The organism is Mycobacterium sp. NGS48 (genome assembly GCF_059812585.1).
In genome coordinates this window covers 54911-79509 of sequence record NZ_JCALCY010000015.1, presented here as the reverse complement: position 1 = coordinate 79509, position 24599 = coordinate 54911, and the positions used below count along the sequence as shown (strand labels likewise).

Genomic DNA, 24599 nt, shown 5'->3' with positions numbered 1-24599 from the left:
GATGAGCGTATGAAACCGCACAATCGGGGTGTAGCGGCCCCCACGCCCGCTTCTGGGACAATAGCGGGGAGATGACTGCGATTTCCCAGACGAGCGGCCTGATCGCCGAGGCGGTCGTCGACCTCGGTGCCATTGCGCACAACGTGCGGGTCCTGCGTGACCACGCCGGGCCCGCGCAGCTGATGGCCGTCGTCAAGGCCGACGGATACGGGCACGGCGCCACGCCGGTCGCCCGCGCGGCGCTGACCGCCGGCGCTGCCGAACTCGGCGTGGCCACCATCGAGGAAGCGCTTGCATTGCGCGCCGACGGCATCACGGCACCGGTGCTGGCGTGGCTGCATCGCCCCGGCACCGACTTTGCTCCGGCGGTGAGCGCCGACATCCAGATCGCCGTGTCGTCGCTGCGCCAACTCGACGAACTGCTCGACGCCGTGCGTCGCACCGGTCAGACGGCGACGGTGACGGTCAAGGCCGACACCGGGATGAACCGCAACGGTGTCCGCGCCAGCGAATACCCGTCGATGCTGGCCGCGCTGCGCCGCGCCATCGCCGACGAAGCCATCCAGGTGCGTGGATTGATGTCGCATCTGGCGTGTGCCGACGAGCCCGCACACCCCGCCAACGACCTGCAGGCGCGGCGCTTCGGCGAGATGCTGGCGCACGCCCGGGATCATGGTGTGCATTTCGAGGTCGCGCACCTGGCGAATTCGCCGGCTGCGCTGACCCGCCACGACTTTTGCTTCGACATGGTGCGGCCCGGCATCGCGGTCTACGGGCTCAACCCCTTCCCGGAACGCGATGACCTGGGCCTGGTACCGGCGATGACAGTCAAATGCGTTGTCGCACTGGTTCGCTCGGTGCGCGCCGGTGACGGCGTGTCCTACGGGCACACCTGGACCGCCGAGCGTGACACCAATCTGGCGTTGCTGCCGTTGGGCTACGCCGACGGGGTGTTCCGCTCGCTGAGCGGTCGCCTCGACGTACTGATCAACGGCAGACGTCGCCGTAGCGTGGGCCGGGTTTGCATGGACCAGTTCGTGGTCGATCTGGGTCCGGGAACGCCGGACGTCGCTGAGGGCGACGAGGCGATCCTGTTCGGGCCGGGCACCCATGGTGAACCCACCGCGCAGGACTGGGCAGATCTATTGGGCAGCATCCACTACGAAGTGGTAACGAGCCCTCGTGGTCGTGTTGCCCGGACGTATCTGGAGGCCGAAAGTCGTTGAGCGGCGATGACCTTGACGGCGCGCACCCGGCCCGAGTGGGACTTGCCCGCTGGCTGGCCGGTGCGGCCGGTGTGGGTGCGGTGGGCACGATAGCCGGAGTGACGGTCGCTCGGCAGGTGACTCGGCGCGTCATCGCGGACGACCCATACGTCAACGAGAATTTCGAGGCACTCGACGGCGACCGCAGCTATGTGGTGACGACGCCCGATGGGGTGCCGCTGGCGGTGCGTGAGGTCGGGTCCGTCGACGCGCCGTTGACTGTGGTGTTCGTCCACGGATTCTGTCTTCGGATGGGCGCCTTCTACTTTCAGCGCAAGCGGTTGTGCGAGGAGTGGGGTCCGCGGGTCCGGATGATCTTCTACGACCAGCGGGGGCACGGCCGCTCGGGCGAAGCGCCACCGGAAACCTACACGGTGTCGCAATTGGGCATGGATCTGGAGACCGTGCTGCAGGTGATCGCGCCGCGGGGCCCGATCGTGATGGTCGGTCATTCGATGGGTGGCATGACGGTGTTGTCGCATGCCAGGCAGTACCCGCACCACTACGGCAGTCGGATCGTCGGCGCGGCGCTGATTTCCTCTGCAGCCGAGGGGGTTTCGAAATCGCCGCTGGGCGAGATCCTGGAGAACCCGGCGCTGAACGCCATTCGGCTGGCCGCCCGGTCCGCGCCTAAGCTGGTACACCGTGGCCGCAATGCGGCGCGTTCGCTGATCGGCCCGATTCTGCGGGCAGCATCCTATGGCGATTTCGACGTCAGCCCCAGCGTGGTGGCCTTTTCGCAGAAGATGATGCACGGCACGCCCATCCCGACGATGGTGGAGTTCCTGCACGCCCTGGAGGTGCACGACGAAACCGCTGCGCTGCCCACGTTGGGGAAGATTCCGACCTTGATCGTCTGCGGTGATCATGACCTGCTCACCCCCGACGAATATTCGCGGCGGATGGCCGACGCGCTGCCCAACTCGGAGCTGATCATCATGTCCAGGGCCGGTCATCTGGTGCTGCTGGGCAAGCCGGACCGGATCAACGACGCCTTGGTGCGGCTGGTCAGGCGGGCCACTCCGGGCCGGCTGGCAGCGCTGAGCCGGCGGTGGCGCGAACGGTCGTGGCGGCGTGGCTGAACTAGGCGGCGGTACGGCGACCCTGACCCAGGTCGAAGACACTATCGCGCTCGGGTCGCGCCTGGGCGCGCAGCTGCGCACCGGAGACGTGGTGGTGCTCTCCGGTCCGCTTGGCGCCGGAAAGACCGTGCTTGCCAGGGGGATTGCAGAGGCACTGGATGTGGTCGGACCGGTGACGTCGCCGACTTTCGTGCTGGCGCGGGTGCATCCGCCGAGGCGCGCCGGTGCGCCGGCGATGATCCATGTCGACGTCTACCGGCTGCTGGATCATCAAGGAACCGATCTGCTCGGCGAGCTCGATTCGCTGGACCTGGACACCGATCTCGACGACGCCGTCGTTGTCGTGGAGTGGGGCGAGGGCCTGGCCGAACGACTTTCCGAGCGTCACCTCGACATCCGCCTCGAACGGATCACTAACTCCGACGTGCGCACCGCGACCTGGCAGTGGAGCTGCTGATGCCGCGCCGCGTCCTGGCCCTCGACACCGCCACACCGTCGGTCACGGCGGGAATAGTCACCGACGAGCTCGATGTGCTGGCCGAGCGAATCACCGTTGACGCCCGCGCCCATGCGGAGCGGCTCACGCCGAATGTGTTGGCCGCGCTCGCCGATGGCGCGCTGACGATGGCCGACCTCGATGCCGTGGTGGTCGGTTGCGGGCCTGGCCCGTTCACCGGCCTGCGGGTGGGGATGGCGACCGCGGCCGCTTATGGACACGCGCTGGGCATCCCGGTGTACGGCGTATGCAGCCTGGACGCCATCGGCGGGCAGACGATCGGCGAGACACTGGTCGTGACCGACGCGCGCCGGCGTGAGATTTATTGGGCCCGTTACCGCGACGGTGTTCGCATCGGCGGGCCGGCCGTCAACGCGCCAGTCGATGTGGACCCGGGCGCGGCGCGCGCGGTGGCCGGATCCCCCGAGCACGCGGCGCTGTTCGACCTGCCGCGCTGCGACCCGACCCACCCGACGTCGGCTGGGCTGGTAGCCGCGGTCGACTGGTCGGACGAGCCGGCGCCGCTGGTGCCGTTGTACCTGCGTCGGCCGGACGCCAAACCAGCAGCCGAGCGCAACCTGGTGTTCGGTCCGCTCACGCCCGCGGATGCCAAGCGGTGCGCCGAACTGGAGGCGCTGCTGTTTCCCGGCGACGACCCGTGGCCCAAGGCCGCATTCGTCCGCGAACTCGCCGCCAAGCACAACCATTACGTCGCCGCGCGCATCAGCGACGTGCTGGTGGGCTATGGCGGTATCTCACGGTTGGGCCGCACGCCGCCATTCGAGTACGAGGTGCACACCATCGGTGTTGACCCGGCCTACCAGGGCCGCGGCATCGGGCGCCGACTGCTGGGCGAGCTACTAAACTTTGCCGACGGCGGCGTTGTCCACTTGGAGGTCCGCACCGACAACGCGGCGGCGATCGCGCTCTACCGCAGCGTCGGGTTCACCGATGTCGGGCTGCGCCGACGGTACTACCGGATCAGTGGCGCCGACGCCTACACGATGCGACGGGACCCAGCATGACTGTCATTGTGGCGATCGAAAGCTCTTGCGACGAAACGGGTGTCGGCATCGCCCGACTCGACTCCGACGGCACCGTGACGCTGCTGGCCGACGAGGTGGCATCCAGTGTCGACGAGCATGTCCGGTTCGGCGGCGTGGTGCCCGAGATCGCCTCTCGAGCGCATCTGGAAGCACTCGGCCCGACGATGCGCCGCGCCCTGGCGGCAGCCGGCATCAGCCGGCCAGATGTCGTCGCCGCCACTATCGGACCCGGGCTAGCAGGCGCGCTGCTGGTGGGAGTGGCTGCGGCCAAGGCCTATTCGGCGGCATGGGACGTCCCGTTCTACGCGGTGAACCACCTGGGCGGGCATCTGGCCGCCGACGTCTACGAACACGGGCCGCTGCCGCACAGCGTGGCATTGCTGGTATCCGGCGGGCACACCCATCTGTTGCACGTGCGCTCACTGGGCGAGCCGATCGTCGAGTTGGGCGGCACCGTCGACGACGCCGCGGGGGAGGCCTACGACAAGGTGGCCCGGCTGCTCGGGCTCGGTTATCCGGGCGGCAGGGTGCTCGACGAGCTGGCCCGCACTGGTGATCGCGACGCAATCGTGTTCCCTCGCGGCATGACTGGGCCGCGCGACGATCCGCACGCATTCAGCTTCTCTGGTCTCAAGACCGCCGTCGCCCGGTATGTGGAAAGCCATCCCGACGCCTCGACCGCCGACATCGCGGCCGGTTTCCAGGAGGCGGTGGCCGACGTGCTGACGATGAAGGCCGTGCGCGCCGCCACTGAGCTCGGGGTCTCGACGCTGCTGATCGCCGGGGGAGTGGCAGCCAACTCCCGGCTGCGGGAGCTGGCCGAAGAACGTTGTGCCGCAGCCGGATTGACGCTGCGGATTCCGCGGCCGCGGCTGTGCACCGACAACGGCGCGATGATCGCGGCCTTCGCGGCGCATCTGGTCGCCGCGGGTGCTGCGCCGTCGCCGTTGGACGTAGCCAGCGACCCGGGCCTGCCGGTGGTCACCGGCCAGCTGTCTTAAAGATTGTTGGTTTGCTGGGCGACGATGAGCAGGTTGTTACCGGTTGCCCAGGCCTGGGTGAAGGTGGCCAGCGGGATCTGCTCGTCGCGGCCGGTGGGGATGCCGCTGTCGTTGAGGTGCACGATGTCGTCGCGGGTGTCGACTCCGGTGACGACGACGGCGTGGTCGGCGTCGGTCCGATTTCCCTGGCCCGGGGGGTAGTTCCAGATGGTCTCGGCATTGAGCCCGGCGATCACCTTGTGGCCGCCGGCCAGGTCCTGCTCGAGCGCCTCCATGGTGTTGCCGGTGGTCAGATCGGATTGAATGCCGTAGTGCTCCAGCAGCACCACCAGGTCTGCGGGGGAGGTGCCGTCGAACTCATAGATCGAGCCCCGGTGGGATTCACTATGAGTGAGCAGGCCACGCGTTTCAATCCCTATTTGGGAGGGTTCGTGGCCGGTGAGTTGGCCGACCACGTCGGTGACGGCCATCAGGCCGCAGTCTTCCTGATGCTGGTAGCGCCAGTACGGCGCGGCGGCTTCGGGATTGCCATACATTTGGCCGTTCGGGTCGGCGTGAGTGACCCCGGCCTCTTGGAGCGTGGCCGCGACGATCATCGTGGCCACGCCGGCAGTGCGGATCGCGTTGCGGATGCTGATGAACATGACCTCAAGTATCTGCGATGGTCACCCCTTGCGCGAGTGTGCGTGTCCCCGGTTCGACACGCCGCGTCCGGACCGGGAACACGCACACTCGCGTCGAAGGGACAGAAGCAACGGGGGGACCTTGAGTGCTAGCACTCGCGTGTATAGAGTGCTAGGTGGCAATCGGGCAATCCCTGTGTCGGCACCCGCGACGACGACGCTAGGGCGCGGCCGAAAGCCGAACACCTGGTAATTCGAAGGGTTCGGGGAGCAGCCCCGAGCTCACACACTGATCAAGTGGAGGGCTCCAATCGTGGCGAGCGTGAACATCAAGCCACTCGAGGACAAGATCCTCGTACAGGCCAACGAGGCCGAGACCACGACCGCTTCCGGTCTGGTCATTCCCGACACCGCCAAGGAGAAGCCGCAGGAAGGCACCGTCGTCGCCGTCGGCCCCGGCCGGTGGGACGAGGACGGCGAGAAGCGAATCCCGCTGGACGTGTCCGAGGGTGACACCGTCATCTACAGCAAGTACGGCGGCACCGAGATCAAGTACAACGGCGAGGAGTACCTGATCCTGTCGGCCCGCGACGTGCTGGCCGTCGTCTCCAAGTAGCAACAGGCGTGTTCCGCCCCGGGGATCCCCGCAATACGCGGGTGATTTCCGGGGCGGTTCGCTCTAGCCGGGACAGGAAAGACTTATGAGCAAGCAGATTGAGTTCAACGAAACCGCGCGTCGCGCCCTGGAAGCCGGGGTGGACAAGCTTGCCGACGCGGTGCGAGTCACCCTCGGCCCGCGCGGCCGGCATGTGGTGCTGGCCAAAGCTTTTGGCGGCCCTGCGGTCACCAACGACGGCGTCACCGTGGCCCGGGACATCGACCTGGAAGACCCGTTCGAGAACCTGGGTGCCCAGCTGGTGAAGTCGGTGGCCACCAAGACCAACGACGTCGCCGGTGACGGCACCACCACCGCCACCGTGCTGGCACAGGCGCTGATCAAGGCCGGCTTGCGCAACGTGGCCGCCGGCGCCAACCCGATCGCGTTGGGGGCGGGCATCAGCAAGGCCGCCGACGCGGTGTCGGAGGCGCTGCTGGCAGCGGCCACCCCGGTGTCCGGCAAGACCGGCATCGCGCAAGTCGCCACGGTGTCGTCGCGCGACGAACAGATCGGCGAGCTGGTCGGTGAGGCCATGACCAAGGTCGGTCACGACGGCGTCGTCAGCGTCGAAGAATCTTCGACGCTGTCCACCGAGCTGGAGTTCACCGAGGGTGTCGGCTTCGATAAGGGTTTTCTGTCGGCCTACTTCGTCACCGACTTCGATGCTCAGCAGGCCGTTCTCGACGACGCCCTGATCCTGCTGCACCGCGACAAGATCAGCTCGCTGCCCGACCTGCTGCCGCTGCTGGAGAAGGTGGCCGAAGCGGGCAAACCACTATTGGTGATCGCCGAGGACGTCGAGGGTGAGGCGCTCTCGACACTGGTGGTCAACGCGATCCGCAAGACACTGAAGGCCGTCGCGGTCAAGGCGCCGTTCTTCGGGGATCGCCGCAAGGCCTTCCTGGAGGATCTGGCGGTGGTGACCGGTGGCCAGGTGGTCAACCCCGACGTTGGCCTGGTGCTGCGGGAGGCCGGCCTGGACGTGCTGGGATCGGCGCGACGTGTGGTGGTCAGCAAGGACGACACCGTGATCGTCGAGGGCGGCGGCGGCCAAGAGGCCATCGCTGACCGGGCCAAGCAGTTGCGCTCGGAGATCGAGACGACCGACTCGGACTGGGATCGCGAAAAGCTCGAAGAGCGGCTGGCCAAACTGTCCGGCGGGGTGGCCGTCATCAAGGTCGGTGCCGCCACCGAAACCGCGCTCAAGGAACGCAAGGAAAGCGTCGAGGACGCCGTCGCCGCTGCCAAGGCCGCGGTCGAGGAGGGCATTGTCACCGGCGGTGGATCCGCTTTGTTGCAGGCCGGCAAGGCGTTGACCGATCTGCGCGGGTCGCTGTCCGGTGACGAGATCCTCGGGGTCGACGTGTTCTCCGATGCGCTCAGCGCGCCGCTGTACTGGATTGCCGTCAACGCCGGGCTGGACGGCGCGGTGGCGGTCCACAAGGTCAAGGAACTGCCGGCTGGGCATGGCCTGAACGCGGCCACGCTCGACTACGGCGACTTGGCCGCGGCCGGCGTCATTGATCCGGTCAAGGTGACCCGCTCCGCAGTGCTCAACGCGGCGTCGGTTGCCCGGATGGTGCTGACCACCGAGACGGCGGTGGTCGACAAGCCAGTCGAAGAGGACGAGCACGCGGGCCACCACCACGGCCACGCTCACTAGTCTCTGCCCAGTAGACGCAAGAGCCCCCGACGCGCCGAGCGTTCGGGGGCTTTTGCGTCTGCTCGTGCGTCAGGTGCCGGGCGGAAGGCTCGGAGGAGTGGTTGTGGTTGGCGTGGATGTGGTTGGGGTGCTGGTGACCGTGACGGTGCTCGTGCTCGTGGGCGGCGGTGGGACGGCGGTTGTGCTGGTGACCGTGGTGACGGTAGTTGTCGCCGTGCTGGACGACGTTGTCGTCGTTCCGGCCGAGATCACACCGCAGGCAATCCGTTTGACCGAATCACCGGCCGAGCTGCTGCCGAGGTTGTCCGGGTCCTGGTGAACGATCAGCGCGGTACCCGAGCCGTTCTTCAGTTCCGCGGCAGTGAACGCGCTCGTTGTGGTGACGAGTTTGGCCGCGCCGTCGGGGCGCACTTGCAAGGCAGTCAGTTCGCCGCTAGCCGGATACCCGGTGTGATCCGGCGCTTGAAAGACGTCTCCGGCCGAGTTGAAGTCGGCCTCGCATTTGCCCACCGAGTGGATCTGGAGCCCGTGGAAACCGGGAGACAGCACCTGGTTGGGACCGGCGTCCACGGTCACCGTCGCATAGCCATTGGCGAACTCGAGGGTGACGTTGGCGACCAGAGTCTCGTCGGTGCTCTTCAACTGCGTGGTCATCTTCTCAGCGCCGGGCGGCGCGACGGTGAGTGGTGACGTATTGGGCTGGCTGATGTTCTGCTTCGTGCATGCGCCTAACGGTGCGATGGTCGCGGTGAGCACCGCGACGGCTACGGCTGTGCCCTTTTTCATGCGCGGGATTTACCCCAAGTGGCCGATGTAGAAACGGTGCGGCCTGGGCTACGGAATTTCAACCGCATCGGCCGCTGTTGCACATCGGCGTGACTATTCGACTCGGATTGCAGATTCCCAACTTTTCGTACGGCACGTCAGTTGCCGAACTGTTTCCCGCTGTCATGGCCCAGGCACAGGAGGCAGAGGCCGCGGGATTCGACACCGTCTTGCTGATGGACCACTTCTATCAATTGCCGGGTCTGGGCGAACCCGACGACCCCATGCTGGAGGCTTACACCGCGCTGGGCGCTTTGGCCACGGCAACCGAGCGGGTGCAGCTGTCAACCCTGGTGACGGGCAACACGTATCGCAACCCGACCTTGCTCGCCAAGGTAATAACGACACTGGACGTCGTCAGCGCGGGGCGCGCCATCCTGGGCCTCGGAGCGGGCTGGTTCGAGCTGGAGCATCGACAGCTGGGCTTCGAGTTCGACACGTTCACGGAGCGTTTCGAAAAACTCGAGGAGGCGTTGCAGATCATCGTTCCGATGTTGCACGGTGAGCGACCTAGCTTTTCCGGGAAGTGGTATCACACCGAGAACGCGATCAACGAGCCCCGCTACCGAGACCATATTCCGGTCATGCTCGGCGGCGGCGGTGAGAAGAAGACGTTCCGAATGGCCGCCCGCTACGCCGACCACCTCAACATCATTGCCGGCATCTCCGAGCTGCCCGGCAAGCTGGCGGCCCTCCGGCAACGCTGCGCCGAAATAGACCGGGACCCAAAAACTTTGGAAACCAGCTGCCTGCTGACAGTGGTGCTCGACGGTTACGACGCACCCCGCGACATCGGCGAGGCGCGCGGTGGCCGGGCGGTCACCGGCACGCCTGATCAGGTAGCCGACGAGATCAAACGCCGGGTGCTTGACCCAGGCATTGATGGCGTGATCATCAATCTGCCGACACACCGCCACACACCCGGTGTCATCACCAAGATGGGTGAGGCTCTCAGACCGCTGGTCGACGCATAATCGCACGGCCAATGCAGCTCGACGAATAGCCGCAGCTCAGCGGCGTTTACGTTTAATCTCGCACCATGGACCGCTTCTGCCGGTGGGCTTGGGATCGCTACGGAGCGAGGTACTCGTGGGTGTCCTTCGCGGTCGCGATCGTGGTACCGGTTCCGATCTACCTCACCTTGTCGTTCGCCATCGTGGCTTTCGAGAACTCCAGTCGATACCTCGCAGCGGCCACCGCCACCGGTGTCACCATGCTGGTGCTCGCCTATGGGCTGGTGTTGCCTGGCCGTGGCGAATGGCGGGTCATCCAGCGATGGGCCGCGGGTCAACAGGTCGATGCAGCGACTGCACTGGAGGCCAGCTACGCCTGGTCCCGCCGTGCTGTTGTCCGGGGGCTGGCGGTCATCTCGGTGTGCGCGACCCTGTTGTCGGTCGTCGTCGGGAGCCTGGTCGGCGCGACCGGACTGCGGTTGCTTCAGTATGCGGTCGTGGGCGCCGCTCTCGGGGCCGGCTCCCATCTGGTCGGGGTGCACAGTGTGCCGGAAACGCCGATGCGGCCGGTCCGGGCCGCCCTTGCCGGTGACCCCGGGATCGGCGACTCGCTGCCCCGCTCTCGTCCCACCTTCGCGGCGTGGTCGAACGTGTCCGCAGTCGCGGTCGCATTCGGGTTTTCCATCGCGGGTGCGATGCTGGCGGCTGTCTTCGATCGGGCCAGCCAGGATCCGGCGCTGTGGGTAGTGATCGGCTGCGCGTTGACGCTCGGCTTGGCGGTGCCGATAACGATCGGCGCCGTCTTCGTGCCGTCGCTGCAGCCGATCCGCGACCTTGCCGAGGCCACCAAACGGGTTGCGGCCGGCGACTACAGCCGCCGTCTGCCGGTAGTCCAGGACAACGACCTTGGCGCGCTCGCAGCATCCTTCAACCGCATGCAGGCCGGGCTGGCCGAGCGGGAGCGACTTCAGGCTGCCTTCGGAACCTACGTCGACCCGGCTCTGGCGGCGCGGTTGCTTCAGCAGGGCGATGACGTGTTCACCGGCGAGCGCCGCGAGGTGACCGTGATGTTCGTCGACATCCGCGATTTCACCCCGTTCGCCGAGGCGAACACCGCCGAGGACACCGTCGCCCGCCTCAACACCTTGTTCGAGATCGTGGTGCCCGCTGTCGTCGACGCCGGCGGACACGTCAACAAGTTTCTCGGCGACGGCGCGTTGGCCGTCTTCGGCGCCCCGAACGACCTCGCGGATCATGCCGGCGCGGCGCTGTCCGCCGCTGTGCTGATCCAGCGCTGCGTGACCGAGCGATTTGACGGCGCGCTTCGCATCGGCATCGGCATCAACACCGGAAAGGTGATCGCCGGAACCATCGGCGCCGGAGGCAAGCTCGAGTTCACCCTGATCGGCGACACCGTCAACGTCGCTGCCCGTGTCGAGCAACTCACCAAGCTCACGGGCGACGCGATTCTGCTCACCCAGCAGTCAGTCGACGCGCTGGTTCGCCGCCCAACCGGACTGACCGACAGGGGATCGCACGCCTTGAAGGGAAAGTCTGCCGCCGTGCAGGTTTACGGCCTGGACCGTGATCCGGTACCGCTCAGTTAGGCCGTGCGGCGAATCCCGCGGGAGCGGCCCAGGTCGCGTTTGAGCAACAGATCGCGTTCGGTCTCTGACAGACCGCCCCAGATGCCGTACGGCTCGCCGACCTCCAACGCGTGGGTGCGGCACTGCTGGATCACCGGGCAGCTTCGGCACATCTCCTTGGCGCGGCGTTCGCGTTGCAGACGGGCGCGGCCGCGCTCGCCGTCGGGATGGAAGAACACCGACGAATCCACCCCTCGGCAAGCGCCTTGCAGTTGCCAATCCCAGATATCGGCGTTGGGTCCCGGTAGTTGCTCTGGCTGTGGCATGGGAACTCCTCTCCGCGTGCGCATGTGGAGACCAGTTTTCGAACAGGTAGGTCGCCAGCTGATTCGAGCAACGTCGCCGATGACTACTCGTTGACATCAAGGTATGGGTACCGCGGAAATTCCGTCAATCTCGGCCTCTGTGACCGAATATCCAACTGTGCCTTGAGAATTTACTCCGCGTTCATCGGCGCGATGCAATTGTTGGGGGCACCGGGTGCTACCGCGACAGTGGTCTTCGTCGGGATTTGCCTGTTCGTGACTCGGCGGCATGGGAACCGCGATAATTATTGTCGACGCTGGGTTAATGTCGCCGTAACAAAGAAACCACGAACTTTTAACTAATGCTCACAGTGATCGATAACCGTTGCGCTTCGAAGATCGAGGCAATCCTGACCGCTGCGGCGTTCGGAGAGCAGCCCGGACACTGGCCGCTGCCGACTGCGGACACACCGCAGCAGCTGTGGTTGCGCGCGGTGGCAGCGGGCGGGCAGGGCCGCTACGGCAACGCGCGTACCGATTTGGCGACGCTTATCCGCGCCGCGCCGAGCGGCCGGCTGGGCTCGCTGGCGCACAGCACGCAGGCATCATTTCTGCGTCAGCTCGGGTGGCACATCCTTGCCCGCGGCTGGGATGGCCGCGCGCTGACGCTGGCCGGAAGCGATTCCGAAGCCAGCGCCGATGCGTTGATCGGGCTGGCCGCCGACGCGCTGGGTGTCGGTCGCTTCGCGGCGTCGGCGGCGTTGCTCAGCCGCGCGGAGCCGTTGACGGAGCTCGCGGGCCACCGGTTGGCGGTGCGCCGCGCGTGGGTCACTGCCGAGCTGGCGATGGCAAGCGGCGACGGCCGCAGCGCTGTCCGGCACGCCGAAGTCGCGGTCGAGCTGGCCGCCGCCGAATCGGCGCGACACCGGGCCAAAAGCGACGTGGTGCTGGCCGCTGCGCTGTGCAGCGCCGGTGACCTCGATCGGGCCCGAGCCGTCGGTGAGGCGGCGCTGGAAGACACCGGCCGGTGGGGTCTGGTGCCGTTGCGCTGGGCCGTGGCCTGTCTGCTCGTCGACCTCGGCAACACTGCGCACACAAACCAAGCACTGCGCGAGATGCGGGACTCGGCGGCCGAACAAGTGCGCCACGCCGGAGGCGCCTGGAGCGCACGCTAACCAGGAAACGGCGTATCGGACCTTATGGTTTTAGCTGGGTCGCCGTGCCGGGCTGTGTTCGGTTCGTAACGTTGGAGATATCGCCGTCGATGACAGTGCAGGAAGAACGTCTCGACGCTGTTGTCGCTAACGCCGTGGCAGGTGATCGGGACGCGCTTCGGGAAGTGCTGGAAACGATCCGCCCGATCGTCATTCGATACTGCCGCGCACGCCTCGGCACGGTCGAGCGGGGCGGCCTTTCGGCCGATGACGTCGCGCAGGAGGTGTGCTTGGCCGCCATCACGGCGCTGCCGCGCTACCGGGACCGCGGGCGCCCCTTCCTGGCCTTCGTGTACGGCATCGCTGCACACAAGGTGGCTGACGCGTACCGCGCCGCCGGCCGCGACCTGTCGTACCCCGCCGAGTCGCTTCCCGAGCGACGCTCAATCGACGCGGGGCCCGAGCAGTTGGCCGTCGAAGCCGATTCGGTGGGCCGGATGAAGGAATTGCTCGAGATCCTGCCCGACAAGCAGCGGGAGATCTTGATCCTGCGGGTCGTGGTCGGGCTGAGCGCCGAAGAGACCGCCACCGCCGTCGGTACCAGCGCGGGAGCGGTCCGGGTGGCACAACACCGTGCGCTGGCCCGGTTGAAGACCGAAATCGTTGCAGCGGGACGTGACTATGTCTGATTACGGCCGCACCCCGTTTGACCAGCCCGACCTGGCCGCGCTGGCGCACACCGATCGGCTGCTCGACGCACTGGCGACACGTCAGCCCGTCGATTTCCCCGAGTTCGAGGAACCCGGCGACGACGTGCTGGCCGCGCTGCTGGCGGACTGGCGTGACGACTTGAGGTGGCCGCCGGCAAGCGGCTTGGTCAGCGACGCCGAGGCCATCGCGGCGCTGGAGCGTGGGCTCGCCGATCGGCCCACCAGCCGGCGCGGCCTGGCGCTGGCCGGGTCGGCAGCTGCGGCTGCGCTGGCGCTGGGCGGGTTCGGCGCCCTGGTGGGCAACGCGCAGCCCGGCGACGCGCTCTACGGGATGCACACGATGCTGTTTGGCGAACCGCCGTCAGTGCATGACGATCGCGTCGAACTGGCCGCCAAAACCGAGCTGGAGCAAGTCCAGCAAATGATCAACCAAGGTCAGTGGAGCCAGGCGCAGGACAAGCTCGCCACAGTCAACGACAGCGTGCAAACCGTCAACGACACCAGCCGCAAACAGCAGCTGGTCGACCAGATGAATCAGTTGCACGCCAAGGTCGCCACTCACGATCCCAACGCGACCGTCGCGCCCAGCGCGCTGCCCGACCCCGGCGTGCCACCGGCGACGACCACGACGATCCCGGTGAGCGCCTCGGCGTCCAGCTCCGAACCCACGACATCGGGCCCGTCCTCTGCCGCGGCTCCGACCACGACCGCCCCGGCCGCAACGACCACGGCAAGCCCGGTGCCGGCCCCGACGTCGGCGCCGCCCGCCGCGGCCTCGCAAACAGCGCCCAGTCCGTCCACCAGGGCAGCGCGGACGTCGGCCGCAGCGCCCAGCCCGTCGTCCTCGGCGCCGCCGACCACCAACGCGACCACGGCGACGACGTCAGCGCCGGCGCCCGTTCAGTCGCCCTCGCAGGTGGCCAGTGTGACCCAAACCACGCAGGCGCCGTCGACTGCGGCGAAAAGCACCAGCCAACAACCCATTCCGGGTGGTGGCGGAAAAAACGGCGGACCAGGTGAAGGTTAGCTTTCCGTCGTCGCCTCGTTGAGCGAGGCATCGGCGTACCCGCGACAGTAATCCCAGGTGACGTAGGCGTCTGGTTCCGGGTCGTAGGCCGGCTCATGCGGACGAACGGTCCCGTCGACAAGCAACTGCAACAGGTTGGCGCGCAACATGTCCCAGTCGTGGTAGTGGTCCTGCTGACATTCGTCGCAGCACACCACCAGACCGCGAATACCCTTGTGCGCCAACAATGCCTCATATACCGCGAGGTCAGCCAAGTCGGCTTCGACCGCCATCCGCTCCTGGGCATCCAGCGGCTGACCCGGCTCGACGGCATCCAGCGCCGCCGACGGATCGCATGGGTCATCGGCAAAAGGGTCGGGCGGCAAACCCGGTGGGAGGTAGTCGCGCACGTCTCCACATTACGCAGCCGGGTTGGGATCGCGCCAGCGGTCTAGTCGCCGCCGAACGGCCGCGCCGCGGTCCGCGAGCCACACTCCAGCGCGAGGCGGCGAGCCGATAGGATGGGATCTTCACTCCGCCTGCGTATGGAGGCCTCATCGATGTCCGGTCTTGACGGCAGCGCCGACCTGATTGTCAGCCCGTCCGCCCGCCTCGGTGGCATGCCTGACGACGCGGTGCCCACCGGCGGGGACGACCCGCAGAAGGTCGCGATGCTGGGGCTGACTTTCGACGACGTCCTGCTGTTACCCGCAGCCTCCGACGTGGTGCCCGCCACCGCCGATACCTCCAGCCAGCTCACCAAGAAAATCCGGCTTAAGGTGCCGTTGGTCAGTTCGGCGATGGACACCGTCACCGAGGCGCGGATGGCGATCGCGATGGCCCGCGCCGGCGGCATGGGGGTGCTGCACCGCAACCTGCCCGCCGCCGAACAAGCCGGGCAAGTCGAGACCGTGAAGCGGTCGGAGGCGGGCATGGTCACCGATCCGGTCACCTGCCGGCCGGACAACACGCTGGCCGAGGTCGACGCGATGTGCGCCCGGTTCCGCATCTCGGGACTGCCGGTGGTCGACGATGCCGGCGCGCTGGTGGGCATCATCACCAATCGCGACATGCGCTTCGAGGTCGACCAGTCCAAGCCGGTCGCCGAGGTGATGACCAAAGCGCCGCTGATCACCGCCCAGGAGGGCGTCACCGCCGACGCGGCGCTGGGCCTGCTGCGCCGGCACAAAATCGAGAAGCTGCCGATCGTCGACGGCCGCGGCCGGCTGACCGGGCTGATCACTGTCAAGGACTTCGTCAAGACCGAACAACACCCGCTGGCCACCAAAGACAGCGACGGCCGGTTACTGGTCGGCGCGGCCGTCGGGGTCGGCGACGACGCCTGGACGCGTGCCATGACTCTGGCCGACGCCGGCGCCGACGTGCTGATCGTCGACACCGCGCACGCCCACAACCGGCTGGTGCTCGACATGGTCGGCAAACTCAAGGCCGAAGTCGGCGAGCGGGTCGAGGTGGTTGGCGGCAACGTGGCCACCCGCTCGGCGGCCGCGGCGCTGGTCGAGGCCGGCGCCGACGCCGTCAAAGTCGGTGTGGGCCCGGGTTCGATCTGCACCACCCGGGTGGTCGCCGGCGTCGGGGCGCCGCAGATCACCGCGATCCTGGAGGCCGTCGCTGTGTGCGCGCCCGCGGGCGTGCCGGTGATCGCCGACGGCGGGCTGCAGTACTCCGGCGACATCGCTAAGGCGCTGGCCGCCGGCGCGTCGACGGCCATGCTGGGCTCGCTGTTGGCCGGGACGGCCGAGTCGCCCGGCGAGCTGATCTTCGTCAACGGCAAGCAGTACAAGAGCTACCGCGGCATGGGGTCGCTGGGCGCCATGCAGGGCCGGGCGGAGGGCAAGTCGTACTCCAAGGACCGCTATTTCCAGGACGACGTGCTCTCCGAGGACAAGCTGGTGCCCGAGGGCATCGAGGGCCGGGTGCCGTTCCGCGGCCCGCTGTCGACGGTGATCCACCAGCTCACCGGCGGGCTACGCGCGGCGATGGGATACACCGGGGCGACAACCATCGAAGCGCTCCAGCACGCGCAATTCGTCCGGATCACCGCGGCGGGCCTGAAAGAAAGCCACCCGCACGACATCACGATGACCGTCGAAGCGCCCAACTACTACGTGCGGTGAATGGGTCGTTCATGCGTGACATGGTCGAGATCGGCATGGGCCGGACCGCCCGTCGTACCTACGAACTCGACGACATCAACATCGTGCCGTCCCGGCGTACCCGCTCTTCGCAGGACGTGTCGACGGCCTGGCAGCTCGACGCCTACCGGTTCGAGATCCCCGTCATCGCTCACCCGACCGATGCCCTGGTGTCGCCGGAATTCGCGATCGAGCTGGGCCGGCTCGGCGGACTGGGCGTGCTCAACGGCGAAGGGCTGATCGGCCGGCATGCCGACGTGGCGGCCAAGATCGACCAGGTCGTCGAAGCCGCGGCTAAAGAACCCGAACCGTCGGCGGCGATCCGGCTGCTGCAGCAATTCCACGCCGCCCCGCTGGACCCCGAGTTGCTGGGCGCTGCGGTGGCCCGCATCCGCGAGGCCGGCGTGACCACCGCGGTACGGGTGAGCCCGCAGAACGCGCAGGCGCTGACCCCGGCGTTGGTGGCCGCCGGCATCGACCTGCTGGTCATCCAGGGCACCATCATCTCCGCCGAACGCGTCGCCAGCGACGGCGAGCCGCTCAACCTCAAGACATTCATCTCCGAGCTCGACGTGCCGGTGGTGGCCGGCGGGGTGCTCGACCACCGCACCGCGCTGCACCTGATGCGCACCGGGGCTGCCGGCGTCATCGTCGGCTACGGCTCGACGCGGGGCGTGACCACCAGCGACGAGGTGCTGGGCATCAGTGTCCCGATGGCCACCGCGATCGCCGACGCCGCCGCGGCCCGCCGCGAATACCTCGACGAGACGGGTGGGCGCTACGTGCATGTGCTGGCCGACGGGGACATCCACACCTCTGGTGAGCTGGCCAAGGCGATTGCCTGCGGTGCCGATGCGGTGGTGCTGGGCACGCCGCTGGCCGAGGCGGCCGAGGCACTCGGTGACGGGTGGTTCTGGCCGGTCGCCGCGGCGCACCCGTCGCTGCCGCGCGGCGCGCTGCTGCAGGTCGCCATCGGCGAACGGCCCCCGCTACGGCAGGTTCTCAGCGGCCCGTCCGACGACCCGTTCGGCTCGCTGAACCTCGTCGGGGGTTTGCGCCGTTCGATGGCCAAGGCCGGGTACTGCGACCTCAAGGAATTCCAGAAGGTCGGCCTGACCGTCGGGTCCTGACTTCCGCCGCGAACAGACAGAGAATCGTGTTACCCCGCCGGCTTTTATGCGATTCTGCGTCTGCTCGCCGTAGGCTGGCGTGGTGGAACCGGATTACGACGTTCTCATCATCGGTTCGGGGTTCGGCGGCAGCGTCACCGCGCTGCGATTGACCGAAAAGGGCTACCGGGTCGGCGTGCTGGAGGCGGGTCGCCGCTTCGCCGACGAGGATTTCGCCAAGACCTCGTGGAACCTGCGCAAATTCCTGTGGGCGCCGAAGCTGGGCTGCTACGGCATCCAGCGCATCCACCTGCTGAACAACGTGATGGTGCTGGCCGGCGCCGGCGTGGGGGGCGGATCGCTGAATTACGCCAACACCTTGTACGTGCCGCCGGAGCCGTTCTTCGGCGACCTGCAGTGGAGACACATCACCGACTGGCGTTCTGAGCTGATGCCGCATTACGACCAGGCGCAGCGGATGCTGGGGGTGGTCAAGAACCCCACGTTCACCGATGCCGACCGCATCGTCAAAGAGGTCGCCGACGAGATGGGTGTGGGCGACACGTTCGTGCCCACCCCGGTCGGGGTGTTCTTCGGCCCCGACGGGCAAAAAGTGCCGGGCAAGACGGTGCCCGACCCGTATTTTGGCGGGGCGGGCCCGGCCCGCGCGGGTTGCCTCGAAGTCGGGGAATGCATGACCGGCTGCCGCCACAACGCCAAGAACACACTGGTTAAGAATTATCTGTATCTCGCGGAATCGGCTGGCGCGCAAGTGCATCCGATGACAACCGTCACCGGCTTCGACCAGCGTGCCGACGGTCTGTGGCAGGTCCACACGGCCCGCACCGGCCGCTGGTTGCGCAGAGACAAGCGCACCTTCACCGCGGCGCATCTGGTGCTGGCCGCCGGCACGTTCAATACCCAGAAGCTGCTGTTCAAGATGCGCGACACCGGCAAGCTGCCGCGGCTGTCAGAGCGGTTGGGGGTGTTGACCCGCACCAACTCCGAGTCGATCGTCGGCGCCGGCCGCCTAGAGGTCAGCTCCGACCTGGATCTGACCCATGGGGTTGCGATCACGTCGTCGATTCACCCGACGTCGGACACCCACGTCGAACCGGTCCGCTACGGCAAGGGCTCCAACGCGATGGGATTGCTGCAGACCTTGATGACCGATGGCCCCGGCCCGGAAGGCACCGACACCCCGCGGTGGCGACAACTCCTGGATCAAGCCCGCGAAGACCCGCGCGGCATTCTGCGGCTGCTCAACCCCCGGCGGTGGAGCGAGCGCACGGTGATCGCCCTGGTCATGCAGCACCTGGACAACTCGATCACTACGTTCACCAAGCGCGGGCGGCTCGGCATCCGGCGCTACTCCAGCAAACAGGGGCATGGCGAACCCAATCCGAGTTGGATTCCGGTGGGCAACGAGGTCACTCGGCGCATCGCCGCCAAGATCGACGGCGTGGCCGGCGGAACCTGGGGAGAGCTGTTCAACATCCCGCTGACCGCGCACTTCCTGGGCGGCGCGGTGATCGGCGACAACCCCGAACACGGCGTCATCGACCCGTATCACCGGGTGTACGGCTACCCGACGCTGTTGGTGACCGACGGCGCCGCCATCTCGGCCAACCTGGGCGTCAACCCGTCGCTGTCCATCACCGCGCAAGCCGAGCGGGCCGCGTCGCTGTGGCCGAACAAGGGCGAGGATGACCTACGCCCGCGCCAAGGTGAGCCATATCGCCGACTGGACCCGATCGCCCCGCAGCACCCAGTGGTGCCCGGCGACGCACCCGGCGCGCTGCGCTGGCTGCCGATCGAGCCGATGAGTTCGGCGGGTTAACCCGCGACGGCCTCCAGCGGGGCGCCGCTGATCACCCGGCTCCGTTGCCCCACCACGTCGACAGGTACATCGCCCATCAACGTGACCCGGTGCATCAGCCGGCGCTGGCCGTCGTAGTCGTCGACAGCCCGGTGCTGGGTGGCCCGGTTGTCCCACACGGCGACGTCACCGAGCTCCCAGTTCCATCGGATTGTGTTTTCCGGCACCGTTATCCGTCGCTGCAGCAAGTCGAACAGCACTCGTGACTCGTGCTCGTCGAGCCCGACGAACCCACGGACGAAATCTCCGGCCACCAGCGTGCGTTCGCCGGTCTCCGGGTGCACCCGCACCACGGGGTGTTCGGTGCGGAAGTCCGTCTTCTCGAACGCCTCTCGCAGCGCCCGCTGCTCGTCGGTCATGGTGGCGGCCGCGGCATAGTCGTATCGATTGCTGTGCAGCGCCCAGAGGCTGTCGGCAAGGTGTCGCAGCGGTTCGGGTAGCGCCGTGTAGGCGGCCGCCGTCGAAGCCCACAGCGTCGATCCGCCGTAACTCGGCAAGGTGACTGCCCGCAGGATCGATGCGGCCGGGTAATTCGGCACGAACGTGACGTCGGTGTGCCAACGGTTGGCCTTTCCGTATTCGGAGTCGATTGGCGTGATGGTCGGTGCGTCGTCGTACTTGATCGCCGGGTGGCCGACCGGGGTGCCCAACAGCTTGGCGAAGGCCAACTGTTGGGCGTCGTCGAGGTGGTGTTGGCCGCGGAAAAAGATCACCTTGTGGGACACGAGCGCCCGGTGAATCTCCTCGATCGTCGCCGCGTCGAGGTCGCCGCCGAGTTGTACGCCGTCGATGCGCGCGCCGATTCGGCTGCCCAGCTTGGTAACGGCCACAGGCGAGGGAATGGTCATCTCGATTGTCCTCGAATCGCAGTAAGGAAGTCGCTGTAGTCAGCTGACTACACAGGCTAGTGTAGTCACATGACTACGCGAGTGGCAAGGCACCGGCGCGATCAGATGCCGGTAGGGCGGGAGGAGGTGGTGGCGGCGATCCTGGGGGCCGCGGCCGACCTGTTCGCCGACGGCGGCCCGGCCGCGACGTCCATCCGCGACATCGCCGCCCGGTCGAAGGTCAACCACGGGCTGGTGCATCGCCACTTCGGCAGCAAGGAAAATTTGGTCGGCGCGGTCCTCGACCACCTGGGCGCAACCACCACCGCGCTGCTGCAGACCGGCGCGCCGGCGCCGGAGGTGGAGCGGGCCTTCGACCGGCACATCCGGGTGCTTGCCCGGGCATTACTCGATGGCTATCAGGTGGGGCAGTTGCAGACTCGGTTTCCAGGCGTGTCGCAGCTGCTGGATGGGGTCCGGTCGCGACACGACAGCGAACTCGACGCACGGGTGGCCGTCGCCAATGCTGTTGCCTTACAGCTTGGTTGGCGGCTGTTTGAGCCTTTCCTGCGCTCGGCGGCCGGCATCGGCGAGATGACCGACGCAGACTTGCAGCAGGCCATCAGCGCCGAGGTGGCGCGGCTCGTCGAACCGCATTGACCAGTCGTGACGTTTGAACCCGGCACATCCGGGGCAACGCTGGGTGAACAGTCCTCGCCAATGAAGGAGGGACAGTGCTCTGGCTGGCCGTGGTGTGCGTCATCGTCGGCGCCGTGATGTTTGTGCTCGGGCTCGTGCTATTCACCAACGGCGCGGGGGTGGCGCCACACCGTCGTACCGGCGACGATCCCACCGGCGCCAAGCGGGCGGCATCGCGCGTGCAGTGGCGCGAGGTGTTTCGCGGGATACCTCGAAGCATCGGGGTCATGACGGGGCGAGACGCCGAACGCAGCGACAAGTTGATGGCGGTTGGTTCGCTGTGCGTGCTGGCCGCTCTTGTCGCCTGGTTTGCCGCGGTGCTGGCGTTCATCACCGCGTTGGTGTGAGCGCAGGTCAGGTCGAGGGGCTGACGGTGCGTCCCTGAGACCTGATCATTCGCCGGTGCGTCGGCTCACGGTTCGGCGGCTGGTGCGGTGTGGGCAGCAGCGGCTCCCGGCGCCGGATGCCAATCGTCGACGGTTCGTTGGACGTCAACTCGAGATCTTCACCGGCGTGCCGGATCGTCAGCTCACCGTCGGGCCCGTCGCGCAGGGTGTAGGTGACGTCGTCGTGCGATACGCAGACGGTAAGTCGAAAACCTTTCCACCGCAATCGAAATCGCAGACACGAGATGCCGTCGGGCAGTGCGGGGTCGAGTGCGAGGATGCCCTCGTCGTCGCGCAGCCCGCCGAACCCCGCGACCAGCGCAGTCCATGCCCCGGCCAGCGACGCCATGTGCAGACCGTCGCGGCTGTTGTGGTGCAGATCCCGCAGATCGATGAGCCCGGCCTCGAAGGCGTAGTCGTGGGCCAAGTCCAGATGCCCCACCTCGGCGCACATCACCGCCTGGATGCACGCCGACAGTGACGAATCGCGCACGGTGCGCCGCTCGTAATAGTCGACATTGCGGGCCTTCTCCTCCGGCGTGAACGCGTGGCTTTGCCACTGCATTGCCAACACCAGATCGGCCTGCTTGATGACCTGCGATGGATACAGCCGCACATACGGCTCGTGCAGCAACAACGGGTAACTGCAGTTTGCTTCGAAGTCCCACTCGGCGAAGGTGGTGAAGCCCTCACACTGCTGATGCACGCCCAGATCTTCGTCGTAGGGGATGTGCGCGGCGCCGGCGGCATCGCGCCAGGCTGCCATCTCTTCGGTACTGACACCCAGTGCCTGCGCCGCCTCGACATGGCGGGCACACGCATCGGCCGCGGTACGCAGATTGTGCGACGCCATCAAATTCGTGAACACGTTGTCGCGGACAATCGCCGTGTACTCGTCGGGGCCGGTGACCCCGTCAAGATGCCACACGCCATGCCGGTCGTGGTGTCCCATCGAGCGCCACAGCCGGGCGGTTTCGATCAACACCGCCAACCCGCAGTCCGCTTCCAGCGACTGATCGCCGGTGACGACGCGATACCGCTCGAACGCCATCGCGATGGCGGCGTTGATGTGAAAAGCCGCAGTGCCGGCCGGCCAGTAGCCCGAACACTCCTGGCCGCGGATCGTCCGCCAGGGAAAGGCCGCGCCGTCGAGGCCGAGCTCGTCTGCGCGCTCCTTGGCGAGGTCCAGTGTCGAAGCTCGCCATCGCAGCGCATCGGCTGCCGCACGGGGTGCGGTGTAGGTCAGGACCGGAAGAACGAATCCCTCGGTGTCCCAGAAGGCGTGGCCGTCGTAGCCGGTGCCGGTGAGACCCTTGCTCGGGATCGCGCGCTGTTCGGCGCGTGCACTGGCCTGCAGGATGTGGAAGAGTCCGAACCGCACCGCCTGTTGGCTGTCGGCGTCACCTTCGACCTCCACGTCGGCGCTGTCCCAGAAGTCGTCGAGATATTCGCGCTGGGCGTCCAGCAGCCCCTGCCAGCCGACATAGCGGGCGCCGGTGATTGCGCCTGCCGCCTGGTCACGCAGGGCCGGCCGCGAGCGCAGACTCGACCACCCATAGGCCAGATATTTCACGATGCGCAGTTTCTGGCCCGAGCGCAGCCCACAGATGATCGTCGTCCTGGCCAGGTCGGGACGCGCTTCAGTGCTGACCTCGACGCGGCCCGGGACCTCGATCTCGTGATCCATCACCGCGGCCATCATCAGCCCACTGCCCCTGGTGCGGTGCATCAGCAAAGCTCGGTGATCGGTGGTGCTTTCGTGGTCGACGGCCTCCAGCGGTTCGTCCAGCACGGCGGACACCCGCGGATCGGCTGATGTCTGCGGCTGGTCCTCGTTGGCGACGAGTTCGGATTGCACTGTCACGCGGACGAATTCGTCGAGCGCCTCGACGACATATTCGATCGCCGCCACGCTGCGCTGGTCCAGCGACACCAGTCGGGTCGACACCACTTTGACCTGCTTGCCCGCCGGCGAGCGCCAGTGCGCGTGGCGGGTCAGCGTTCCGGCCCTCAGGTCGAGGATCCGCTCGTGGGCGATCAGTTCGCCATAGCGGACGTCGAACAACTCGTCGTCGACCATCAGCCGCAAGATCTTGCCGTTGGTGACGTCGACGACGGTCTGGCCGGCTTCGGGATATCCGAACCCCGCCTCCGCGTACGGCAGCGGCCGTATTTCGTAAAACGAGTTCAAATAGGTGCCCGGCAGGCCATGCGGCTCACCTTCGTCGAGGTTGCCGCGTAACCCGATGTGGCCATTGGACAGCGCGAACAGGGATTCCGATTGGGCCAGCACGTTCAGGTCGAGCCGGGTTTCGCGTACCTGCCAGGGCTCGACGGGGAAGTCTTCGTCGGTGATCATGACAGCAACTCGGCCAGATCGGTGACGACGACGTCGGCACCGTCGCGGCGCAACTCCTCGGCCTGTCCCACCCGGTCGACGCCGACCACGAAGCCGAAGTTTCCGGCGCGACCGGCCGCCACACCGGACAGCGCATCCTCGAACACCGCGGCCGCGTCGGCGTCCACCTGCAGCAGCTCGGCTGCCCGCAGAAACGAGTCGGGGGCCGGCTTGCCCTCGATGTGTTCTTCGCGCAGGGTTACCCCGTCGACCCGCTGCTGAACGAACCGATCCAGGCCGGTGACTTCGAGCACTTCGCGGGTATTGGCGCTGGACGACACCACCGCCACCGCCAGGCCGGCGGAGGCCACGGCTTCCAGGTAGCGGCGCGACCCGTCGAACACCTCGACACCGTCATCGCGCAGGGTCTGTTGGAACGCCTCGTTTTTGCGGTTGCCCAGGCCGTGCACGGTCTCGGCGTCGTCGGGATCGTCGGGGCCGCCCTCAGGCAGCTCGATGCCGCGACTGTCCAGAAAGGACCGGACGCCGTCCTCGCGTTTCTTACCGTCCACGTACTGCCGATAGTCGGTGGCCGGGTCGAACGGGACGAATTCCTCACCGGTACGTTCGGACCGCCGGCGAAGGTAGTCGTCGAACATGGTCTTCCAGGCTTTGGTGTGCACGCTCGCAGTGTCGGTGAGCACACCGTCGAGGTCGAACAGACACGCATGTACCTTTTCCGGCAGACCCAGCACAGCAGACCTCTCCTTTCAGTTGGGGCACTACCACTTCACCATGCCGGTGATCGGCAGGCAGCGTTTCCGGGTGGGCC

24 protein-coding genes and 1 pseudogene are annotated in these 24599 nt (G+C 67.1%); 18 read left to right on the top strand and 7 right to left on the bottom strand.

The features are described from left to right. Positions 1 to 71 precede the first annotated feature (71 nt). The 6 genes and pseudogenes from alr (at position 72) to tsaD (ending at position 4890) form a co-directional block, all read left to right on the top strand. Positions 72 to 1226 (top strand): alanine racemase, encoded by a 1155-nt coding sequence (alr, locus tag AC5Y42_RS20155; RefSeq protein ID WP_499900337.1) that lies wholly within the window; start codon positions 72 to 74, stop codon positions 1224 to 1226. Beyond that, on the top strand, positions 1223 to 2347 hold the full coding sequence (locus AC5Y42_RS20150) for an alpha/beta fold hydrolase (protein ID WP_499900336.1): 1125 nt from the start codon (positions 1223 to 1225) through the stop codon (positions 2345 to 2347). The genes alr and AC5Y42_RS20150 overlap by 4 nt, the downstream gene beginning before the upstream one ends. Beyond that, a complete protein-coding gene (gene tsaE / locus AC5Y42_RS20145) occupies positions 2340 to 2804 on the top strand; it encodes a tRNA (adenosine(37)-N6)-threonylcarbamoyltransferase complex ATPase subunit type 1 TsaE (protein WP_499900335.1) in 465 nt (154 codons plus the stop codon). The genes AC5Y42_RS20150 and tsaE overlap by 8 nt, the downstream gene beginning before the upstream one ends. Then, positions 2804 to 3412: pseudogene (gene tsaB / locus AC5Y42_RS20140) on the top strand (tRNA (adenosine(37)-N6)-threonylcarbamoyltransferase complex dimerization subunit type 1 TsaB); the annotation flags it as partial. The gene tsaE and the pseudogene tsaB, both read left to right, overlap by 1 nt. 9 nt (positions 3413 to 3421) lie before the next feature. Beyond that, positions 3422 to 3868 carry a ribosomal protein S18-alanine N-acetyltransferase gene (rimI, locus tag AC5Y42_RS20135; protein ID WP_499900339.1) on the top strand — a complete coding sequence of 149 codons (447 nt, stop codon included), beginning with the start codon at positions 3422 to 3424 and terminating at the stop codon, positions 3866 to 3868. After that, positions 3865 to 4890 (top strand): tRNA (adenosine(37)-N6)-threonylcarbamoyltransferase complex transferase subunit TsaD, encoded by a 1026-nt coding sequence (gene tsaD, locus AC5Y42_RS20130; protein WP_499900334.1) that lies wholly within the window; start codon positions 3865 to 3867, stop codon positions 4888 to 4890. Before rimI ends, tsaD begins: the two co-directional genes overlap by 4 nt. Here the strand turns inward: tsaD and AC5Y42_RS20125 are convergent. Next, the gene (locus tag AC5Y42_RS20125) at positions 4887 to 5534 is read right to left on the bottom strand and encodes a C39 family peptidase (RefSeq protein ID WP_499900333.1); all 648 of its coding nucleotides are present in this window, start codon (positions 5532 to 5534) and stop codon (positions 4887 to 4889) included. The two genes, tsaD and AC5Y42_RS20125, sit on opposite strands and share 4 nt — an antisense overlap. Before the next feature lie 292 nt (positions 5535 to 5826). On the opposite strand from AC5Y42_RS20125, the gene groES reads away from it, so the two are divergent. Next, complete coding sequence (gene groES, locus AC5Y42_RS20120; protein WP_045384501.1) at positions 5827 to 6129, top strand: co-chaperone GroES; 303 nt, start codon at positions 5827 to 5829, stop codon at positions 6127 to 6129. Between the two features lie 85 nt (positions 6130 to 6214). Beyond that, positions 6215 to 7834, top strand: coding sequence for a chaperonin GroEL (gene groL / locus AC5Y42_RS20115; protein WP_499900332.1), 1620 nt, complete (start codon positions 6215 to 6217; stop codon positions 7832 to 7834). Between the two features lie 69 nt (positions 7835 to 7903). On the opposite strand, the gene AC5Y42_RS20110 is transcribed toward groL, so the two are convergent. Beyond that, the gene (locus AC5Y42_RS20110) at positions 7904 to 8620 is read right to left on the bottom strand and encodes a superoxide dismutase family protein (RefSeq protein ID WP_499900331.1); all 717 of its coding nucleotides are present in this window, start codon (positions 8618 to 8620) and stop codon (positions 7904 to 7906) included. A gap of 89 nt (positions 8621 to 8709) precedes the next feature. Between AC5Y42_RS20110 and AC5Y42_RS20105 the strand changes: the two genes are divergently transcribed. After that, positions 8710 to 9633 (top strand): LLM class F420-dependent oxidoreductase, encoded by a 924-nt coding sequence (locus AC5Y42_RS20105; RefSeq protein WP_499900330.1) that lies wholly within the window; start codon positions 8710 to 8712, stop codon positions 9631 to 9633. Positions 9634 to 9698: 65 nt separating this feature from the next. After that, complete coding sequence (locus AC5Y42_RS20100; RefSeq protein WP_499900329.1) at positions 9699 to 11219, top strand: adenylate/guanylate cyclase domain-containing protein; 1521 nt, start codon at positions 9699 to 9701, stop codon at positions 11217 to 11219. On the opposite strand, the gene AC5Y42_RS20095 is transcribed toward AC5Y42_RS20100, so the two are convergent. Continuing rightward, positions 11216 to 11524 (bottom strand): WhiB family transcriptional regulator, encoded by a 309-nt coding sequence (locus AC5Y42_RS20095; protein ID WP_499900328.1) that lies wholly within the window; start codon positions 11522 to 11524, stop codon positions 11216 to 11218. The genes AC5Y42_RS20100 and AC5Y42_RS20095 overlap by 4 nt on opposite strands. 341 nt (positions 11525 to 11865) lie before the next feature. Here AC5Y42_RS20095 and AC5Y42_RS20090 point away from each other — a divergent pair, with 341 nt between their 5' ends. The 3 genes from AC5Y42_RS20090 to AC5Y42_RS20080 all read left to right on the top strand — a co-directional run bounded on the left by AC5Y42_RS20090 (position 11866) and on the right by AC5Y42_RS20080 (position 14394). Next, complete coding sequence (locus AC5Y42_RS20090; protein WP_499900327.1) at positions 11866 to 12678, top strand: hypothetical protein; 813 nt, start codon at positions 11866 to 11868, stop codon at positions 12676 to 12678. A gap of 89 nt (positions 12679 to 12767) precedes the next feature. Next, a complete protein-coding gene (locus tag AC5Y42_RS20085) occupies positions 12768 to 13346 on the top strand; it encodes a sigma-70 family RNA polymerase sigma factor (protein WP_499900326.1) in 579 nt (192 codons plus the stop codon). Further along, positions 13339 to 14394 carry an anti-sigma-D factor RsdA gene (locus AC5Y42_RS20080; RefSeq protein WP_499900325.1) on the top strand — a complete coding sequence of 352 codons (1056 nt, stop codon included), beginning with the start codon at positions 13339 to 13341 and terminating at the stop codon, positions 14392 to 14394. Before AC5Y42_RS20085 ends, AC5Y42_RS20080 begins: the two co-directional genes overlap by 8 nt. On the opposite strand, the gene AC5Y42_RS20075 is transcribed toward AC5Y42_RS20080, so the two are convergent. Beyond that, on the bottom strand, positions 14391 to 14783 hold the full coding sequence (locus tag AC5Y42_RS20075; RefSeq protein WP_065015049.1) for a DUF5319 domain-containing protein: 393 nt from the start codon (positions 14781 to 14783) through the stop codon (positions 14391 to 14393). The two genes, AC5Y42_RS20080 and AC5Y42_RS20075, sit on opposite strands and share 4 nt — an antisense overlap. Before the next feature lie 150 nt (positions 14784 to 14933). Between AC5Y42_RS20075 and guaB the strand changes: the two genes are divergently transcribed. The 3 genes from guaB (at position 14934) to AC5Y42_RS20060 (ending at position 19478) form a co-directional block, all read left to right on the top strand. After that, positions 14934 to 16511 (top strand): IMP dehydrogenase, encoded by a 1578-nt coding sequence (gene guaB / locus AC5Y42_RS20070; RefSeq protein ID WP_499900324.1) that lies wholly within the window; start codon positions 14934 to 14936, stop codon positions 16509 to 16511. A gap of 20 nt (positions 16512 to 16531) precedes the next feature. Further along, the gene (locus AC5Y42_RS20065) at positions 16532 to 17659 is read left to right on the top strand and encodes a GuaB3 family IMP dehydrogenase-related protein (RefSeq protein WP_499888799.1); all 1128 of its coding nucleotides are present in this window, start codon (positions 16532 to 16534) and stop codon (positions 17657 to 17659) included. An 82-nt stretch (positions 17660 to 17741) separates the two neighbouring features. Continuing rightward, positions 17742 to 19478, top strand: a complete 1737-nt coding sequence (locus AC5Y42_RS20060) for a GMC oxidoreductase (RefSeq protein ID WP_499900323.1) — start codon at positions 17742 to 17744, stop codon at positions 19476 to 19478. On the opposite strand, the gene AC5Y42_RS20055 is transcribed toward AC5Y42_RS20060, so the two are convergent. Then, entirely contained in the window at positions 19475 to 20365 is an 891-nt protein-coding gene (locus AC5Y42_RS20055; protein ID WP_499900322.1) for a TauD/TfdA dioxygenase family protein, read from the bottom strand. The genes AC5Y42_RS20060 and AC5Y42_RS20055 overlap by 4 nt on opposite strands. Before the next feature lie 69 nt (positions 20366 to 20434). On the opposite strand from AC5Y42_RS20055, the gene AC5Y42_RS20050 reads away from it, so the two are divergent. Together AC5Y42_RS20050 and AC5Y42_RS20045 are read left to right on the top strand one after the other, a co-directional pair. Next, a complete protein-coding gene (locus AC5Y42_RS20050) occupies positions 20435 to 21004 on the top strand; it encodes a TetR/AcrR family transcriptional regulator (protein ID WP_499900321.1) in 570 nt (189 codons plus the stop codon). Between the two features lie 74 nt (positions 21005 to 21078). Continuing rightward, positions 21079 to 21390 carry a hypothetical protein gene (locus tag AC5Y42_RS20045; RefSeq protein ID WP_499900320.1) on the top strand — a complete coding sequence of 104 codons (312 nt, stop codon included), beginning with the start codon at positions 21079 to 21081 and terminating at the stop codon, positions 21388 to 21390. A gap of 7 nt (positions 21391 to 21397) precedes the next feature. Here the strand turns inward: AC5Y42_RS20045 and AC5Y42_RS20040 are convergent, their stop codons facing one another. Together AC5Y42_RS20040 and AC5Y42_RS20035 are read right to left on the bottom strand one after the other, a co-directional pair. Then, positions 21398 to 23788 carry a glycoside hydrolase family 65 protein gene (locus AC5Y42_RS20040; RefSeq protein ID WP_499900319.1) on the bottom strand — a complete coding sequence of 797 codons (2391 nt, stop codon included), beginning with the start codon at positions 23786 to 23788 and terminating at the stop codon, positions 21398 to 21400. Beyond that, positions 23785 to 24522, bottom strand: a complete 738-nt coding sequence (locus AC5Y42_RS20035; protein ID WP_499900318.1) for a beta-phosphoglucomutase family hydrolase — start codon at positions 24520 to 24522, stop codon at positions 23785 to 23787. Before AC5Y42_RS20035 ends, AC5Y42_RS20040 begins: the two co-directional genes overlap by 4 nt. Positions 24523 to 24599: the final 77 nt, after the last annotated feature.

Bases quoted from the DNA above. Each gene is read 5' to 3' on its own strand.
- AC5Y42_RS20100 (WP_499900329.1), top strand. From the start codon at position 9,699: ATGGACCGCTTCTGCCGGTGGGCTTGGGATCGCTACGGAGCGAGGTAC.
- AC5Y42_RS20055 (WP_499900322.1), bottom strand. From the start codon at position 20,365: ATGACCATTCCCTCGCCTGTGGCCGTTACCAAGCTGGGCAGCCGAATC.
- AC5Y42_RS20065 (WP_499888799.1), top strand. From the start codon at position 16,532: ATGGTCGAGATCGGCATGGGCCGGACCGCCCGTCGTACCTACGAACTC.
- guaB (WP_499900324.1), top strand. From the start codon at position 14,934: ATGTCCGGTCTTGACGGCAGCGCCGACCTGATTGTCAGCCCGTCCGCC.
- tsaD (WP_499900334.1), top strand. From the start codon at position 3,865: ATGACTGTCATTGTGGCGATCGAAAGCTCTTGCGACGAAACGGGTGTC.
- alr (WP_499900337.1), top strand. From the start codon at position 72: ATGACTGCGATTTCCCAGACGAGCGGCCTGATCGCCGAGGCGGTCGTC.
- AC5Y42_RS20090 (WP_499900327.1), top strand. From the start codon at position 11,866: ATGCTCACAGTGATCGATAACCGTTGCGCTTCGAAGATCGAGGCAATC.
- AC5Y42_RS20110 (WP_499900331.1), bottom strand. From the start codon at position 8,620: ATGAAAAAGGGCACAGCCGTAGCCGTCGCGGTGCTCACCGCGACCATC.
- AC5Y42_RS20050 (WP_499900321.1), top strand. From the start codon at position 20,435: ATGACTACGCGAGTGGCAAGGCACCGGCGCGATCAGATGCCGGTAGGG.
- AC5Y42_RS20080 (WP_499900325.1), top strand. From the start codon at position 13,339: ATGTCTGATTACGGCCGCACCCCGTTTGACCAGCCCGACCTGGCCGCG.
- groL (WP_499900332.1), top strand. From the start codon at position 6,215: ATGAGCAAGCAGATTGAGTTCAACGAAACCGCGCGTCGCGCCCTGGAA.
- AC5Y42_RS20095 (WP_499900328.1), bottom strand. From the start codon at position 11,524: ATGCCACAGCCAGAGCAACTACCGGGACCCAACGCCGATATCTGGGAT.
- AC5Y42_RS20085 (WP_499900326.1), top strand. From the start codon at position 12,768: ATGACAGTGCAGGAAGAACGTCTCGACGCTGTTGTCGCTAACGCCGTG.
- AC5Y42_RS20040 (WP_499900319.1), bottom strand. From the start codon at position 23,788: ATGATCACCGACGAAGACTTCCCCGTCGAGCCCTGGCAGGTACGCGAA.
- AC5Y42_RS20125 (WP_499900333.1), bottom strand. From the start codon at position 5,534: ATGTTCATCAGCATCCGCAACGCGATCCGCACTGCCGGCGTGGCCACG.